Here is a 15,230-nt window from a genome sequence, read left to right as displayed (position 1 = left end):
GGGCTGCCACCTTGTCAGTCGGGCCTTGTCGGGCCGGCGGCCCAGCCGCAGGTCCTGCCCATAGAAGTTCTTGATGATCCAGACGTTTCCCGCGTCCGCCCCTGTGGTGCGGACCCCTTGTTCCTCCGCCCCCCTGACCCTGGGGCGTTACCGCATCAGCGCCCGCCCGCGGGCCCTGGCGGACGGGCGCTTTGCCGCCTTCGTATCCATCGCCAGCGGCACCGGCAGCGCCAGCACCGACCGTGTGATGCGCTTCACCGAAGATTTCGCCACCCACGAAGCCGCGGCAAGATACGCCATGGCCCAGGGCATCGACTGGGTGCGCGACGCCGCGCGCCCCGCGATCCAACCCAACTGATCCGAATCCCACGACTCCAGGAGAACCACACCATGGCCAAGGAAGAACTGATCGACATGATGGGCATCGTCAACGAGGTGCTGCCCGACACCCGTTTTCGCGTCACGCTGGACAACGGTCACCAGCTGATCGCCTACTCCGCCGGCAAGATGAAGAAGAACCACATCCGCATCCTCGCGGGTGACCGGGTCTCGCTCGAACTCTCGCCCTACGACCTGACCAAGGGCCGCATCAACTTCCGCCACATCGAGGGCCGCGGCCCGATGGCGCCGCGCAAGCCGCAGCGCTGAGCGGTCCACCGCGGCGCGGCGGGGCTCACATGCCCATGCCACCATCCACCGGCAGGCCCGCGCCGGTGATGAAGCGCGCGGCGTCGGAACACAGAAACACCACCGCATCGGCCATGTCGGCCACCGTGCCCAGGCGCCCCAGCGGCGTCTGCGCGACGATGGCGCCGACCGCGGCCTCCGGTGTCTGGAACAGCCCGGCCGTCACCACGTCGGTCGCCAGCTTCATGCCCATGTCGGTCGGCACCAGGCCCGGGTAGATGCAATTCACCCGCACGCCATAGCCCAGCTGGCCCGCCTCCATGGCGGCCACGCGGGTGAGCCGGTCCACCGCCGACTTGGTGGCCGAGTAGCCGGCAATCGCCGGGAAGGCAATGGTGGCCGCCACCGAGGCCACATTCACCACCGCGCCGCCCTGGCCGGCCAGACCCCCCGGGCGCATCGTGCGAAACGCGTGCTTGAGACCGAGCGCGGTGCCTACGATGTTCACGTCCAGCATGCGCCGCAGCGCGTCGGCATCCAGCTCCGACACCAGCGCGGTCTCCTCGACCCCGGCGTTGTTGATCAGGATGTCGAAGCCGCCGAAGCGGGTGTGGGTTGCCGCGATGGCCGCCAGCCAGCAGGCCTCGTCGGTCACGTCCAGCTGCACGAAGGCGGCCTGGGCGCCGGTGGCGGCGATGGCGCTGGCCGTCTCGCGGCCCGAGTCTTCGAGAATGTCGCCGATCATCACGGCCGCGCCGGCCGCGGCGAGGGCCTGAGCCATGCCGGCGCCCAGACCGCGGGCGCCGCCGGTGACCAGGGCGGTGCGGCCCTGCAAGAGAGAGCTCATGGGTGTTTCTCCGGGTGGGGGACGGCCCGCCTGGGCGATCCGGCCCCCTATTCTGGGCAGGGCCGGCCTGCGGTCAACCAAACAACCCCGCAAGTTCGACAGTGCCGTGGCGGCCGACGGCCAGCCGGTGCGCCTCCAGCCACTGCCGGCCCTGCCCCCGGCCTGCCTCGAACAGCATCTCGAAGAACCGCTGTCCGGCGGCGGCCTTGGTGTCGGTGCCCAGTTCCCCGAGCACCGGGCCGGGCTCGATGGCGTGGAAGCGCGTCTCGGCCAGCCGCCGTTCCAGCGGGCCGCGGCGCCACCAGCCGATGTGGGCAATGCGCTCGCGCAGGTGCGCGAACATGCGCATCTCGCGCAGGAAGGTGGCGTTGAACGCCAGTTCCTGCATGCGGTGCTCGATATCCTGCGCCGACTGCGGTGTGGCGGCGTAGCGCAGCGGCGTGAGCATCACCAGCAGCGTATCGCGCGTGGGGGTTTCCAGCAGCAGCGGGTAGACGGCAGGGTTGGCCGCGTAGCCACCGTCCCAGTGCGGCTGGCCGTCGATCAGCACGCTGCGGTGCAGGCGCGGCAGGCAGGCCGAGGCCAGCACCGCGTCCAGCGACAGATCGGCGTTGCGGAACAGCCGCAGCCGGCCGGTGTTGGCCTCGGTCGTGGCGATGAACAGCCGCACCGGCGAGCGCTGACGCAGGGCCGCGATGTCCAGCTGCTGGCGCAGCACGTCGCGCAGCGGGTTGAGGTCGAAGGGGTTGAGCTGCTCGGGCGTGAAATGATGGGTCCACTGCAGCATCAGCCGCATGGCCGGTGCCAGCTGGTAACCCGAGCCGTCGGCCCGTGGCACGGCCACCTCGAACGGCAGGCTGGCGGCCACGGCGGTCCAGAAGCGACGCAGGGCGGCGCGTGCGCCCTCTCGGCCACCGTCCATCAGGCCCTGGGCCAGCACCACCGCGTTCATGGCGCCCGCGCTGGTGCCGCTGACGCCGTCGAAGGCGATCTGCCCGTCCTCCAGCAGCGCGTCGAGCACGCCCCAGGTGAAGGCGCCGTGGGCCCCGCCGCCCTGCAGCGCCAGGTTCAGCGCGGGCGTGGCGGCGTGCCAGGGCAGGCGCATGTCGCGCGTCAGCGGTTGCGGCGCTGGCGCACGGCCGCCGCCAGCCCCTGCAGCACCGGTACGGTCTGCTCGAAGCTGATGCAGGCGTCGGTCACGCTCACCCCGGGCTGCAGCGGCTGGCCGGGCACGATGTCCTGGCGGCCCTCGAACAGGTGGCTCTCGATCATGATGCCGGTGATGCGCTCGTCGCCCGCGGCGATCTGCCCGGCCACGTCGGCCGCCACGTCGATCTGCCGGCGGTGCTGCTTGCTGCTGTTGGCGTGCGAGACATCGATCATCACCTGCTCGCGCTGGCCGGCGGCCTTGAGCAGGGCGCAGGCGGTGTTCACGTCCTCGGCGCTGTAGTTGGGCGCCTTGCCGCCGCGCAGGATCACGTGGCAGTCGCGGTTGCCGCGGGTCTCGAAGATCGCCGACTGGCCCATCTTGGTCATGCCCATGAAGGCGTGTGCCGCTTGCGCGGCCTGGATCGCGTCGCTGGCGACCTTGACGCTGCCGTCGGTGCCGTTCTTGAAGCCCACCGGGCAGGACAGGCCCGAGGCCAGCTGGCGGTGGCTCTGGCTCTCGGTGGTGCGCGCGCCGATCGCACCCCAGCTCACCAGGTCGCTGATGAACTGCGGCGAGAGCAGGTCCAGGAACTCGGTGCCCACGGGCAGGCCCACTTCGAGCACGTCCAGCAGCAGCTGGCGCGCCAGCTCCAGGCCCTCGTTGATGGCGAAGCTGCCGTCCAGGTGCGGGTCGTTGATGTAGCCCTTCCAGCCCACCGTGGTGCGCGGCTTCTCGAAGTACACCCGCATCACGACCAGCAGGTCCTCGGCCAGCGCATCGGCCTGTTCCTTCAGACGCCGTGCGTAGTCCATGGCCTGGCCGTGGTCGTGGATCGAGCACGGTCCGACCACCACGATCAGCCGATCGTCCTGCCCGTGCAGCACGCGCGAGAGCGCCGCTCGGCTGCTTTCCACCAGGGCCTGCGCGGCCGGCGGCGTGGGCAGCCACTCTTGCAGCAGCGCGGGCGTGATCAGCGGCCGCACCGCGCCGATGCGCAGATCATCGATGCGGGTGGTGTCGTGGGTGGACAGCGGCGGGGTGGCGGGAACGTGGGTCATGGTTCCGATTGTCGCCGGCTTGTTCGCAAAAGCCGTGTCAGGGCCTGCGGTAACGCACCATCTGGCGCGCCCAGTAGCGGTTGTCCAGCCGGTCCAGCCGCACCGTGCCGCCTTTGGACGGGGCGTGCACGAAGCGGCCCTCGCCCACGTAGATGCCCGCGTGCCAGGCCGGGTCGCGGCCGAAGATCACCAGGTCGCCGGTGCGCAGCTCGTCGGCATCCACCGCCTGGCCGAAGCCCGACAGCTGCGCCACGGTGCGCGGTGGCGCCACGCCGGCGCGGTGCCGGTAGACGTAGCCGATCAGGCCGCTGCAGTCGAAGCCGCTCTCGGGCGTGTTGCCGCCCCAGCGGTAGGGCGTACCCACCAGGCCCATGGCGTGGATGGCAATGTCGCTGCTGTGCTCGGCCGACAGCGGGGGCAGGGATGCAGGTGCACGGGCCGGCGGCGCGCTGCCGCAGGCGGCCAGCAGCAGGACGGTGCACAGACTCAGGGTGTAGGGGACCAGGCGCATGGCAGCAAGCTTATCGAAGGACCAGGGCATTTCACAGACGCCGCACACCACCGCCGCGCAGCAGCGCTTTTTCCAGTTCCACCAGAGCAAAGGTGGCGGCCCCAACCGCCAGCACCATGCCCCAGGACGCGGCGTCCAGTGCCGTGGTCTGGAACATGGTCTGCAGGGCCGGCGCGTAGGTGAAGGCCAGCTGCAGCAGAACCAGCAGACCCGCCACCAGCGGCACCACCGGGTTGCCGGTCAGCGTCTCCAGGCGCCAGGCGTGGCGGGTGAAGTGGCGCACGTTGAACAGGTAGAAGAGCTCGCAGGTCACCAGCGCGTTCACGGCCGCCGTGCGCGCCGTCTCCAGCGCCGAGCCGCGCGAGAGCTCCCAGTGGAAGACCCAGAAGGTGGCGGCGATCATCAGCCCGATCACGAACAGGATGCGCCCGCCCAGGGTGCGGGTGATGACAGGCTCCTGGGGTGGCCGTGGCGGGTGCTGCATCACATGCGGCTCGGCCGGCTCGAAGGCGAGCGAGAGCGCCAGCGTCACCGCCGTCACGGTGTTGACCCACAGGATCTGTCCGGCCGTCACCGGCAGCGGCAGGCCCGCCAGGATGGCCAGCAGGATCACGCCGGCCTCACCGCCGTTGGTCGGCAGCATGAACATCAGCGATTTCTTGATGTTGTCGTACACCACGCGGCCCTCGCGCACGGCGCGCGCGATGGTGGCGAAGTTGTCATCGGTCAGCACGAGGTCGGAGGCCTCGCGCGCAGCGTCCGTGCCCTTGCCCCCCATGGCCACGCCGACGTCGGCGGCTTTCAGCGCTGGCGCGTCGTTCACGCCGTCACCGGTCATGGCCACTTGGTGGCCCTCGGCCTGCAGCGCAGCGATCAGGCGCAGCTTGTGCTCGGGACTGGCGCGCGCGAACACGTCGGTGTCCTGGGCGGCGCGGCGCAGCGCCGCGTCGTCGAGCGCGGCGATGGCGTCACCGGTCAGCGCCCGGTCCGCCTGCAGGCCCAGCTGGCGCCCGATCGCTGCGGCCGTCACCGCGTGGTCGCCGGTGATCATCTTCACCCGGATGCCGGCCTGCCGGCACTCCGCGACGGCGGCCACGGCCTCCTCGCGCGGCGGGTCGATGATGCCGACCAGACCCAGCAGCTCGAAGCGCGGCGTCAGGTCGGCCAGGTCCACCTCGGTGCGACCCGCGGGCCAGTCGCAGCGCGCCAGCGCCAGCACGCGTTCCCCCGCGCTGCCGGCGCGCTCCACCGCCGCCGTCCAGCGCGCGCGGTCCAGCGGACGGCCGCCGGCCTCGTTGGTGCACAGCGCCAGCACCCGTTCGGGCGCGCCTTTGAGAAGCAGCTCGTGGTGACCGGCGTGGTCGTGGTGCAGCGTGACCATGATCTGCCGCTCGGACTCGAAGGGGATCGCGTCCAGCCGGGGGAAGGCCTGGGCCTCGAATGTGGCGTCCAGATCGGCCTTGTGTGCCAGCGTCACCAGCGCACCTTCCGTAGGGTCACCCGTCAGCACCCAGCCCTTGTCTTCACCGCGGTGGATGCGCGCATCGTTGCACAGCAGTGCGCAGTGCAGCAGGGCCTGTAGCGCGGCATCGTCACCCGGGTGCAGCACCGCCCCATCCTCGCGGTGGAAGCCGCCCTCGGGCGCGTAGCCGGTGCCCGTGACGCTCAGCTCGCGCCCCGGCAGCACCACGCGCACGGCGGTCATCTCGTTGCGCGTGAGGGTGCCGGTCTTGTCGCTGCAGATGACGGTGACCGAGCCCAGCGACTCCACCGCCGGCAGCCGCCGCACGATGGCCTTCTTGCGTGCCATCACTCGGGTACCGATGGCCAGCACGATGGTCACCACCGCCGGCATGCCCTCGGGAATGGCGGCCACCGCCAACCCCACCACCGCGAGGAAGACGTCGAACAGCGGCATGTCGGCGACAAAGTACCCCCACGCCATGGTCAGTACCGACACCCCGAGGATGAACGCGGTGATCTGGCGCGCGAAGCGGTCGAGCCGGCGCGTCAGCGGGGTGGCCAGGGTCTGTACCTCGCTGACCAGCTGGCCGATGTGGCCGATCTCGGTGGCGCCGCCGGTGGCCACCACCACGCCGCAGCCGCTGCCGCTGGCCACCAGCGTGCCCGAGAAGGCCATGCCGTGGCGGTCGCCCAGCGGCGCGCCCTCGGCCACGGCGCCCGCGTCCTTGTTCACCGCGGCGGACTCGCCAGTCAGCGCCGCTTCCATCGTGCGCAGGTTGCGGCCCTGCAGCAGCCGCAGGTCGGCCGGCACGCGATCGCCCGGCTCGAGCCAGACGATGTCGCCCGGCACCAGCTCGCCGGCGTCGATCTGGTGGCGCTCGCCGCCACGCTGCACCGTGGCGCGCGCGGCCAGCATGCTGCGCACTGCCGCCAGCGCCTGTTCGGCCTTGCCTTCCTGGATGTGCCCGATGAGCGCGTTGATCAGCACCACGCCCAGGATCACGCCCGCGTCCACCAGGCTGCCCAGCAGCAGCGTGGCCAGACCGGCGGCCAGCAGCACATAGATCAGCGGGTTGTGGAACTGCAGCGCAAAGCGCTGCCAAGCCGGCCGGCGCGGCGGTTCTGGCAGGCGGTTGGGGCCGTGCTGCGCCAGCCGGCGCAGCACCTCGTTGGCGTCCAGCCCGTCGGCCAGGTTCGCGTCCAGGCGCTCCAGCACCTGGTGGCCCACCATAGCGTGCCAGGGTGGTGGTGGGGTCGTCGACGAGGTGAGGTGTTCGGTCACACGCGGGCGGTTCGTGCGGAGGGCTGCTTTGCTCTTTTGACCATAGCACGCACGGCGGTGGCCGCCCGGGAACCCGAGCGATGCACTGGGCGACCCGGGCCGGCGCCTATTTGCGCAGGTGCCGGTAGACCAGGCCGCGCGAGACGCCGAGCTGGCGCGCGGTGCGCGCGACGTTGCCGCCATTGGCCTGCAGCGCGTCCTCGATCAGGCGTTGCTGGGTCTGGGCCAGCGACGGTGCAGCGACCGGTGCCGGCGCGGGGGCCTCGGGCCCGGCAACCGGTGGCGGTTCGGGCGCGGGCGCAGGCGGCATGGCCGCCGACCAGGCGACCGCGTGCCGGAAGTCGACGCCATCGCGCAGGCCCAGCGTCGTGCGCACCCAGATGCCCAGCCCGCTGGGCAGCTGCAGGCGCTGCGCCTCGGGCGCATCGCACAGGGGCAGCAGCTGCGGGAGGCCGTGGCCGAAGAGTTCGTCCACGGTCGCGATGTCCTGCCGGGAGGGGCGACCCAGCAGGCTGTGCCCGGTGGCGTTGATCCAGACCACGCGGCCGCTGTGGTCCACGCCGGCCAGCCCTTCCATCGGCGTGCCCAGCAGCGCGGGCGCGGCCTGGAAGTGCAGCACCAGGTGCTCGTCCGACTGTGCCTGCAGCAGCCGGTTCTCGATCGAGGTCGCGTACACGCCGACCACCGCCGCCGCGTCAAAGCCAAAGGCGCGCGACTCGGTGGACACATCAAGCACCCCCACCAGCCGCCCGTGCACGTCGCGGATCGGCGCGGCCGCACAGCGCATCCTGCCGAACAGCTCGTAGAAGTGTTCGCAGCCTTGCACGGTGCAGGCCATGCCCGTCTGGATCACGATGCCCGGCGCATTGGTGCCCAGCACGTCCTCGGCCAGGTGCACGCCCACGCGCGTGGCCGCGTCCAGCACCTTCTGTTCCGGGTCCCCGCTGCCGCGCGAGGCGTGCACGATGACCCCGTTGGCGTCGGTCAGCATCAGGCGGCTGGCGGTGCCGGCGAGCGCGGCCTCGAGCTGCTGCAGGTCGCCGTGTGCGGCCTCCAGAAGGCGCCGGTTGCGCGCCAGCGCCGCGCTCAGCGCGCTGCGGTTGACCGGGTCCAGCGCGGGCATCTTGTGGCTGGTGTGGCCCAGGGTGCGGCTGCGCCCCCAGGAGCGGATCACCGCCTCGCTCACCAGGCCCGCCGGGTGCTGCTGCTCTTCGAAAAAGCGCTGGCGCGCCAGCGCCGCGCGCTGATCTGGCGTCTGGAAGAAGGGCTGCGGAGGCAGGTCCCGGGTGGACAGGGTCCGTTTCGTCGAGCGCATGGTGTTATTGGGGGCGAAGTCTCGCTTCCGTTGCAGCACAGTGGGTGAGTGTTCCACCGCAGAACACTTTTCCTACCGGGAAAACCCGGGCGTGATCGGCGGCGCCCAAATTCCCACAATGAAAGAGGACAGAAGACAACAACGAGGGACTCCCTCACCCACAGGAGACAAGCATGACCACAGCCACCCGATGGGCCGGCGCAGCCGCGCTCGCGCTGCTCGCCACCAGCCTGCCCGCCCAGACCCTGGACGACCTCAAGCGCGACAGCGCCACGCCCGGTGACGTGCTCACCTACGGCATGGGCTACAACAACCAGCGCTACAGCCCGCTCAAGCAGATCAACACGAAGAACGCGGCCAAGCTGCGCCCGGTCTGGGCCTACAGCCTGAACAACCCGCAGGGCCAGGAGTCGCAGCCCATCGTGCACAACGGCGTGATGTACGTGACCACGCACAACACCACGGTGGCCATCGACCCGGCCACCGGCAAGCAGATCTGGAAACAGGAGATCGAACTGCCGCAGGACGTGTTCAAGATGGCCTGCTGCGGCATTCTCAACCGCGGCGCCGCGATCTACGACGGCAAGCTGTTCCGCAGCACGCTGGACGCGCACGTGGTCGCGATGGACGCCAAGACCGGCAAGCAGCTGTGGAAGAGCAAGGCCGCCGACTACCAGAACGGCCAGGCCATGACCAGCGCGCCGCTGATCGCCAACGGCGTGGTGCTGACCGGCATCGCCGGCGGCGAATACGGCACACGCGGTTTCATCGACGGCTGGGACCCGGCCACCGGCAAGCAGCTCTGGCGCTTCTACACCACCGCCGCGCCTGACCAGAAGGGCGGCGACACCTGGCCCGGCGACACCCACCTGAAGGGTGGCGCACCCACCTGGCTGACCGGCGCCTATGACCCCGAGCTGGACCTGGTCTACTGGGGCACCGGCAACGGCGGCCCGTGGAACCCGAACGCGCGCCAGGGCGACAACCTCTACATCGCCTCGGTCGTGGCCATCCGGCCCAAAACCGGCGAGCTGGTGTGGCACTACCAGTTCAGCCCCAACGACCCCTACGACTACGACGCCACCGAGGTCGGCATGCTGGTCGACATGAAGATCGGCGGCAAGGACCGCAAGGTGCTGGCACAGGCCAACCGCAACGGCTTCTTCTACGTGCTCGACCGCGCCAACGGCGAGCTGCTGGCCGCCAACCCCTATGTGAAGGTCAACTGGGCCGATCGCATCGACCTCAAGACCGGCCGCCCGGTGCACAGCGAGATCGACAAGAAGGCGCGCGCGGGCGAGGACGTGGAGATCTTCCCCAGCGTGGTCGGCGGCAAGAACTGGACACCGATGTCCTGGAACCCGGCGACTGGCCTGGCCTACGCCAACACCCTCAACATGAGCTGGCCCTACCAGCTGGCCAAGCCCGAGTACAAGAAGGGCGAGTGGTACCTGGGCGTGAACTTCCGCGGCGTGAACATGCCCAAGAACGAGCCGCACGGGTATCTGAGCGCCATCGACCCGATGACCGGCAAGAGCAAGTGGCAGATGCCCTGGCCCGCCCAGCCGAGCATGGCGGGCACGCTGTCGACCGCGGGCGGCCTGGTGTTCACCGGCGCGGCCACGGGCGAGTTCATCGCTGTGGACGCGAACAACGGCAAGAAGCTCTACGAGTTCCAGACCAGCAGCGGCATCATCGGCCTGCCCGTGACCTTCGAGCACAAGGGCAAGCAGTACGTGAGCATCGTTTCTGGCGCCGGTGGCGTCTGGGCGCTGCTGGGCGACGAGCGCATGGCGAATGTGCCGGCGGGTGGTTCGGTCTGGACGTTTGCACTTGAATGACGATGCGCTGGCGTGAACCCATCCTGTGCGCGCTCGCCCTCACGGGCGCGGCGCTCGCGCAGTCCAATACGGTGCCGGCCCAGACGCTGCCGGTGGAGATCCCGCCCGCAGCGCCCTTCACCGCCGAAGCGGTGGAGAAAGGCCGCGAGCAGTTCCACCGCACCTGCGCCCAGTGCCACGGCCGCAACATGGTCAACGCCGGCACCACGGTCTATGACCTGCGCAAGTTCCCCACCGAGCAGCGCGAGCGCTTCTACAACTCCGTGACCAACGGCAAGGGCAACATGCCCTCGTTCAAGGGTGCGCTGGAGCCGGAGGCGATCGAGCTGCTGTGGAACTACGTGGCGACGCGTGGAGGGAAAGAGCTGTGAACACCCCCCGCGCGTTGATAACGTCGCTGCTGGTCGGACCGGTGCTGGCCTTCGCGCAGGCGGCGCCGCTGACCGTCTGCATGGCGGAGGACAACCCGCCGTTCTCAATGGCGCGCAAGGGCCAGGTCACCGGCTTCGATGTGAAGCTGGCCGAGGCGTTGGCGCGCGAACTGGGGCGCGAGCTGAAGCTGGTGCCGTTCGAGCCCGAGGTCGAGAAGGAGGCGATGCTGACCCACGAGGTCAATGCGATGCTCTCGGCCGGTCTGTGCGACCTGGCAAGCGGTTTTCCGCTGCTGGCCTCGGACCTTGGCCCGCCCACGCGCGAGCGCTTCAAGACGCCGGACCACCCGGGCGCGAAGCCGCCGCGCGATCGGCAGTGGATCACCTTGGGCACGCTGGTGCCGAGCCAGCCCTACCAGGGCACGGCGCTGGTGATCGTGCAGCGTGCGGGGTCACCGGTGGCGGCGTCGCTGGGGGATCTGAAGGGCCGCAAGGTGGCCGCGGTGGCGGGCACGCTCGAAGGCACGCTGGTGGCGATGTACGGCGGCGGTGCGCTGGCGAAAGACATGGTGTCGCTGGGGCAGCGCGAGGACATGTGGGCCGCGCTGGAGAGCGGGCGTGTGGACGCGCTGATGGTGCCGTCGGCGGCGTTCGATACCCACCGGGCGCGCAGGCCGGGCACGACGCTGCAGGCGGGGCCGGCGAGGCCGCTGGGGATCAACCTGGGCTGGGTGGCGCTGTCGTCGAAGGCGGAGCTGCTGGAGGCGGTGAACCGGGTGGTGGCGCGCGGTGCGTCGTCGGGTGATTTGCAGGTGTGGGCGCGGGAGGCGGGTCTGTCGTGGCAGGCGCCTTCTTTGCCTGCTGTCTCCGGGTCTTTGTCTTTGGCTGGCTTGCTTCGGGACTGAGCTGTTTTCGTTGCGCCTTTTGGGTGCAGACCTCGCGCCAGGGTGATGTCGCCGCCCGCTGGCTCCGGCCCACCTCGCAAGCGCGCTGGCCTGTTCGCCGCCGTTGCTTCGCGAACACAGGGTGGGTGCGCCCAACTCTGTGGCATGCGCGAATGGGGCCTGCGCCTTCGGACGGCGCCATCACCCTGTGAGCAGCGTGTGGGCAAGCCACAGAAGTCAGGCTCAGTCTTCTGTCTTCAGTTCTCTTCTTTTCGTTCACCGTGACGCCACTGGAGCCGGGTGTGCGTGTGGGCCGGAGAACGTCCATGCGCACACCCGGCTCTGAACCAACGCCGCGAAAGAAGCGGGACGAAAGAAGACTCAGGCCAGCGCAGCCACCTGACGAGCAAAAAACTTCGGCAGGGCCGCTTTGGAACAAGACTGCAAGGCACAGAGGAAAGCATGGTCGGGCCGCGCCACACCATGCCGAAGCATCAGATCGTGCCGGATGCGCCCCAGCAGCTCCGTCGCCATCTCCGCATCCGCCAGCGCCCGGTGCGCCTTCCCGGTGCGCGGCAGGCCGAACCAGTCCACCAGCTGCCCCAGCTTGTGGCTCGGTGCCTCCGGGTACAGCCGGCGCGACAGCAGCACCGTGCAGGCAAACGGCTGCAGCGCCGGCAGGCCGCAGTGCGCGAGTTCGGCCTGCCAGTAGCGCCGGTCGAAGCCCGCGTTGTGCGCCACCATCGGCGCGTCGCCCACAAAGCGCGCCGCCTCGCGCATCACCTGTGCGGCCGGCGGCGCCGCACGCACCATCGCGTTCGTGATGCCCGTGAGCTGCGTGATGAAGGCCGGAATGGTGACCCCCGCATTCATCAGGCTCTGGAACCGGTCCACCACCCGCCCGCCCTCGGTCATCACGATGGCGACCTCGGTCGCGCGGTCGCCCAGGTTCGGCGAGGTGCCGGTGGTTTCAAAGTCGATGACGGCGATGCGGTTCATGCGGAAGGGGAAGTTCGTGAAGCGGCGCGCGGCAGGCGCAGCGTGAAGGTGACGCCGTCGCCGGCGTTGGCGGCCGTGATGGTGCCACCCATCTTGGCCATGTAGGTGCGCGCGACGAACAGGCCCTGACCCCGGCCCTCGCCCTGCCCGCCGTTGGCCGCGCCGTCGCTCACGCCGTAATCGAACACCTTGTCCAGCAGCGCCTCGGGAATCGCCGGGCCGGTGTTGTGGATCGCCAGCGCCACCATCGCCTCGCCAATGCCCGACAGCGCCAGCGTGACCGGTGTGCCGGACGGTCGGAAGCGGTCGGCGTTGCGCAAAACGTGGGTCACCACGTCCTCCAGCGAGTGCTCGTCGGCCTGCACCCAGACCGGTGCGCCGGCCGGTGTGTAGGCCACATCGGCGATGCCCGCATACGGCGCGTTCTCGGCCACGTGGCGCAGGAAGGTGTCCAGGTCCAGCGCGTCCACCTCCACCGTGGCCGCCGTGATCGCCTCGCTGGGCGAGGCCGTGCCGTAGAGCACGCGCACCGCCTGCTGCATGCGCTGCACGTAGCGGTGGCTGGGGTCGGCGGCGTCGCCGTGCAACACCATCAGCGACTGCAGCGGCGACATGATCTCGTGGCCCACGGCCTGCCACATGTCGCGCTCCTGCTCGTTGCGCAGATGCTCGCGCCGCACCCCCTCCTTCACCCGCTGCAGCAGCGCCGCCAGCGAGCCGGCCAGGATGCCCATCTCGTCGCGTCCTCGGAACTCGCTCACGTCCAGATCGCCCAGCCGCCGCTCCACCTGCGGGTCCTGCATGTTGTAGTTCAGCGCCGCCGCCCGCTTCGTGAGCAGCGCCACCGGCCGGATCAGGCCCAGCTCGATCACCAGCCAGGCCAGGAAGATGGCCGCCAGCATCGCGCCGACAAAGCCGCTCATGCGCGTGGCGGTCGCGCTCAGGCTGCGGTCCACGCTCGCGAGCTCGCCGCTGAGGCTGAGCTGGTAGCGGCCGCTGGAGGTGCTGACGGTTTCGCTGGCCGACACCTGCGTGCGGGTGTCGCTGGAGGGCAGCTGCAGGATCAGGCGCGTGAGCCAGGGCGCGGCCACGCCCTCGCCCTGCGCCTGGCCGCGCAGCTGCGTCACCAGCTGCGGCGCGGCGCCACCCAGGCGCTCGATACGCAGCACCTCGCCCTCGGACAGCGTGCCCGCCAGCTGCTGCAGCGAAAACGGCTGCACCGCGCCCGGCCGCGCGCTGTCGAACAGCACCCGCCCGCCCGGCGCCACCCACTGCAGGTGCAGCCGCGTCTGCGCCAGATCGGCCGGCGGCCATGTGCGCGGGCCCTTGGCAAACAGCGCCTTGCGCCAGGCCTCCACCGGCACCCGCAGCGACAGCAGGCTGCGGCGCGCGCAGTCCGGCAGGGCCTGGCCCGGTAACGCACAGCCGGCCTCCTGCCAGAGCCAGCCGCGGAAATCGCGCACCGGCAGCGAACCCTTGACCAGCAGGGCGCCCTCGCCCGCAAAGCCAGTCACCCGGCCGCGCAGGCCACCGTCGCCCAGGTCGGCCGGCGCATCGCCCGGCGCCTCGAAGGGCGCGACCCAGCGCTCGATGCCGGCCGACGTCTCGGCGCGGATCACCGCGTGGCTCACCGGGTCGAGTTCCAGAGTGCCTTTCTCGCGCGCCACCGCGGGCGGCAGCACCAGGTCGGCCACCAGGTAGACCACGCCGCCCGCGTACGCGCTGTTGCCCACGCCCACGCACAGCTGCCCGCCGTCGTTCGGCCAGTGCACTGCGCAACCGCTCATCTCCACCGCCTGCCGCGCCTTGAACGGGTCGGAGTAGTCCAGCGCCGAGAACGGCAGCACCACGGGCGAGAGCCCGGCGTGCGAGGGTGCCACCGCGTCGGCGTTGATCAGCGCCAGCTGCCCGGTGGGGTGGCGCAGCTGTGCGGCCATGGTCGACAGCGTCTGACGAAAGCCCGCCTCGTAGCGGTCTCGCGCGCGCTGTTTTTCCTCGGCCAGCAGCGTCAGCGCCAGCCCCACCACCGCCAGCGCCAGCAGCAGGAACACCCCATGAAACACGATGCGCCGCCGGAACGCCGCCAGCGGCAGCCGCGGCAGCGTCAGCGCCGGCAGCGAGGGGAGATCAAGAGGACCGAACTTCATCGGCTCCAGCGGAAGCCGCGCATAGGGACGTTTTCTATGGCGTCGAAGCCCGGGTCTAGATCGCGGAACGCATCGCGGATTGCGCTCACGTGCTTGCGCACGTTGTCGCGGTTGCGTCCGCTCTTGACCACCTCGAACAGGTCCTCATAGCTCACCGTCTGGCCCTTGTGTTGCACCAGCACCGCCAGGATGCGCTGGGCGGTCAGCGGCAGGTTGATGCGTTGGCCGCGCCAGGTCGGGCTGCGCTGCCACAGCGGGTCCAGGCTCAGCTCCTCGTCGGCCGCCATCGCCGGCTCGGCGCCCTTCTGCGCCCGCGCGCTGCGCAGGATGTCCAGGAAGGTCTCGACGAATTCGGCCTCGTCGAAGGTGGTCTTCTGCAGGTAGTCCCAGGCGTCCAGCGCCTTCATGATGCTGCGGTAGATCGCGGCCGGCATGGCCGAGACCACCAGCACCGGCGTGCCCTGGTGCAGCTTGTTGATGGTGTTGATGACCGCCACGCCCGCGTGCCGCTCGCGGCCCAGCTCGATGTCCAGCACCACCAGCTCGTAGCGCTCGCGCGCCAGCGCGGCCTCGGCGCTGTCGCGGTCGAACCACTGGTGCACGGTGAGTTCGGGGCGTGCGGCTTTGATCCAGCCGGCCAGCTGGTCGCTGGTGGGGCGGTCGTCTTCGATCACGGCAACGGTGGGCATGGGCCGATTATCGAAGCGCCCGGATCGGTGCCCCTGTGAGTTTTT

General features: G+C 70.4%; 14 protein-coding genes. 5 read left to right on the top strand and 9 right to left on the bottom strand.

The features are described 5' to 3' along the window. Window positions 1-73: 73 nt before the first annotated feature. Together ACFOPI_RS01670 and infA are read left to right on the top strand one after the other, a co-directional pair. Complete coding sequence (locus ACFOPI_RS01670) at window positions 74-358, top strand: hypothetical protein (protein ID WP_382170101.1); 285 nt, start codon at window positions 74-76, stop codon at window positions 356-358. Between the two features lie 32 nt (window positions 359-390). Continuing rightward, on the top strand, window positions 391-648 hold the full coding sequence (gene infA, locus ACFOPI_RS01665) for a translation initiation factor IF-1 (RefSeq protein WP_382170099.1): 258 nt from the start codon (window positions 391-393) through the stop codon (window positions 646-648). A gap of 25 nt (window positions 649-673) precedes the next feature. Here the strand turns inward: infA and ACFOPI_RS01660 are convergent, their stop codons facing one another. The 6 genes from ACFOPI_RS01660 to ACFOPI_RS01635 all read right to left on the bottom strand — a co-directional run bounded on the left by ACFOPI_RS01660 (window position 674) and on the right by ACFOPI_RS01635 (window position 8,254). Further along, the gene (locus ACFOPI_RS01660; RefSeq protein ID WP_382170097.1) at window positions 674-1,474 is read right to left on the bottom strand and encodes an SDR family NAD(P)-dependent oxidoreductase; all 801 of its coding nucleotides are present in this window, start codon (window positions 1,472-1,474) and stop codon (window positions 674-676) included. 73 nt (window positions 1,475-1,547) lie between these two features. Next, entirely contained in the window at window positions 1,548-2,579 is a 1,032-nt protein-coding gene (locus ACFOPI_RS01655) for a patatin-like phospholipase family protein (protein WP_382170095.1), read from the bottom strand. Window positions 2,580-2,587: 8 nt separating this feature from the next. Beyond that, window positions 2,588-3,682, bottom strand: coding sequence for a 3-deoxy-7-phosphoheptulonate synthase (locus ACFOPI_RS01650; protein WP_382170093.1), 1,095 nt, complete (start codon window positions 3,680-3,682; stop codon window positions 2,588-2,590). Window positions 3,683-3,719: 37 nt separating this feature from the next. Continuing rightward, window positions 3,720-4,193, bottom strand: a complete 474-nt coding sequence (locus ACFOPI_RS01645; RefSeq protein WP_382170091.1) for a C40 family peptidase — start codon at window positions 4,191-4,193, stop codon at window positions 3,720-3,722. Window positions 4,194-4,224: 31 nt separating this feature from the next. Next, window positions 4,225-6,888, bottom strand: a complete 2,664-nt coding sequence (locus ACFOPI_RS01640; protein WP_382170930.1) for an HAD-IC family P-type ATPase — start codon at window positions 6,886-6,888, stop codon at window positions 4,225-4,227. A gap of 157 nt (window positions 6,889-7,045) precedes the next feature. Beyond that, complete coding sequence (locus ACFOPI_RS01635) at window positions 7,046-8,254, bottom strand: helix-turn-helix domain-containing protein (RefSeq protein WP_382170089.1); 1,209 nt, start codon at window positions 8,252-8,254, stop codon at window positions 7,046-7,048. Between the two features lie 173 nt (window positions 8,255-8,427). Here ACFOPI_RS01635 and ACFOPI_RS01630 point away from each other — a divergent pair, with 173 nt between their 5' ends. The 3 genes from ACFOPI_RS01630 to ACFOPI_RS01620 are packed head-to-tail and all read left to right on the top strand — an operon-like array spanning window position 8,428 to window position 11,371. Continuing rightward, a complete protein-coding gene (locus ACFOPI_RS01630; RefSeq protein WP_382170087.1) occupies window positions 8,428-10,095 on the top strand; it encodes a PQQ-dependent dehydrogenase, methanol/ethanol family in 1,668 nt (555 codons plus the stop codon). Between the two features lie 2 nt (window positions 10,096-10,097). Beyond that, window positions 10,098-10,466 (top strand): c-type cytochrome, encoded by a 369-nt coding sequence (locus ACFOPI_RS01625; RefSeq protein ID WP_066152028.1) that lies wholly within the window; start codon window positions 10,098-10,100, stop codon window positions 10,464-10,466. Then, window positions 10,463-11,371 carry a substrate-binding periplasmic protein gene (locus ACFOPI_RS01620; RefSeq protein ID WP_382170085.1) on the top strand — a complete coding sequence of 303 codons (909 nt, stop codon included), beginning with the start codon at window positions 10,463-10,465 and terminating at the stop codon, window positions 11,369-11,371. The genes ACFOPI_RS01625 and ACFOPI_RS01620 overlap by 4 nt, the downstream gene beginning before the upstream one ends. Before the next feature lie 360 nt (window positions 11,372-11,731). Here ACFOPI_RS01620 and ACFOPI_RS01615 read toward each other — a convergent pair whose 3' ends face one another. Genes ACFOPI_RS01615 through ACFOPI_RS01605 form a run of 3 tightly spaced genes read right to left on the bottom strand, consistent with a single transcriptional unit; the run spans window position 11,732 to window position 15,185 of the window. After that, window positions 11,732-12,349: a 3'-5' exonuclease gene (locus ACFOPI_RS01615; protein ID WP_382170083.1), complete on the bottom strand. Its 618-nt coding sequence runs from the start codon at window positions 12,347-12,349 to the stop codon at window positions 11,732-11,734. Further along, window positions 12,346-14,496, bottom strand: a complete 2,151-nt coding sequence (locus tag ACFOPI_RS01610; protein ID WP_382170081.1) for an ATP-binding protein — start codon at window positions 14,494-14,496, stop codon at window positions 12,346-12,348. Before ACFOPI_RS01610 ends, ACFOPI_RS01615 begins: the two co-directional genes overlap by 4 nt. Next, window positions 14,493-15,185 (bottom strand): response regulator transcription factor, encoded by a 693-nt coding sequence (locus tag ACFOPI_RS01605; RefSeq protein ID WP_382170079.1) that lies wholly within the window; start codon window positions 15,183-15,185, stop codon window positions 14,493-14,495. Before ACFOPI_RS01605 ends, ACFOPI_RS01610 begins: the two co-directional genes overlap by 4 nt. Window positions 15,186-15,230: the final 45 nt, after the last annotated feature.

The sequence above is a fragment of the Hydrogenophaga luteola genome (genome assembly GCF_042648585.1).
GTDB classification, from domain to species: domain Bacteria; phylum Pseudomonadota; class Gammaproteobacteria; order Burkholderiales; family Burkholderiaceae_C; genus Hydrogenophaga; species Hydrogenophaga luteola.
This window is presented reverse-complemented; position numbering and strand designations above follow the sequence as displayed.

Bases quoted from the DNA above. Each gene is read 5' to 3' on its own strand.
- ACFOPI_RS01670 (WP_382170101.1), top strand. From the start codon at position 74: ATGATCCAGACGTTTCCCGCGTCCGCCCCTGTGGTGCGGACCCCTTGT.
- infA (WP_382170099.1), top strand. From the start codon at position 391: ATGGCCAAGGAAGAACTGATCGACATGATGGGCATCGTCAACGAGGTG.
- ACFOPI_RS01660 (WP_382170097.1), bottom strand. From the start codon at position 1,474: ATGAGCTCTCTCTTGCAGGGCCGCACCGCCCTGGTCACCGGCGGCGCC.
- ACFOPI_RS01655 (WP_382170095.1), bottom strand. From the start codon at position 2,579: ATGCGCCTGCCCTGGCACGCCGCCACGCCCGCGCTGAACCTGGCGCTG.
- ACFOPI_RS01650 (WP_382170093.1), bottom strand. From the start codon at position 3,682: ATGACCCACGTTCCCGCCACCCCGCCGCTGTCCACCCACGACACCACC.
- ACFOPI_RS01645 (WP_382170091.1), bottom strand. From the start codon at position 4,193: ATGCGCCTGGTCCCCTACACCCTGAGTCTGTGCACCGTCCTGCTGCTG.
- ACFOPI_RS01640 (WP_382170930.1), bottom strand. From the start codon at position 6,888: ATGGTGGGCCACCAGGTGCTGGAGCGCCTGGACGCGAACCTGGCCGAC.
- ACFOPI_RS01635 (WP_382170089.1), bottom strand. From the start codon at position 8,254: ATGCGCTCGACGAAACGGACCCTGTCCACCCGGGACCTGCCTCCGCAG.
- ACFOPI_RS01630 (WP_382170087.1), top strand. From the start codon at position 8,428: ATGACCACAGCCACCCGATGGGCCGGCGCAGCCGCGCTCGCGCTGCTC.
- ACFOPI_RS01625 (WP_066152028.1), top strand. From the start codon at position 10,098: ATGCGCTGGCGTGAACCCATCCTGTGCGCGCTCGCCCTCACGGGCGCG.
- ACFOPI_RS01615 (WP_382170083.1), bottom strand. From the start codon at position 12,349: ATGAACCGCATCGCCGTCATCGACTTTGAAACCACCGGCACCTCGCCG.
- ACFOPI_RS01610 (WP_382170081.1), bottom strand. From the start codon at position 14,496: ATGAAGTTCGGTCCTCTTGATCTCCCCTCGCTGCCGGCGCTGACGCTG.
- ACFOPI_RS01605 (WP_382170079.1), bottom strand. From the start codon at position 15,185: ATGCCCACCGTTGCCGTGATCGAAGACGACCGCCCCACCAGCGACCAG.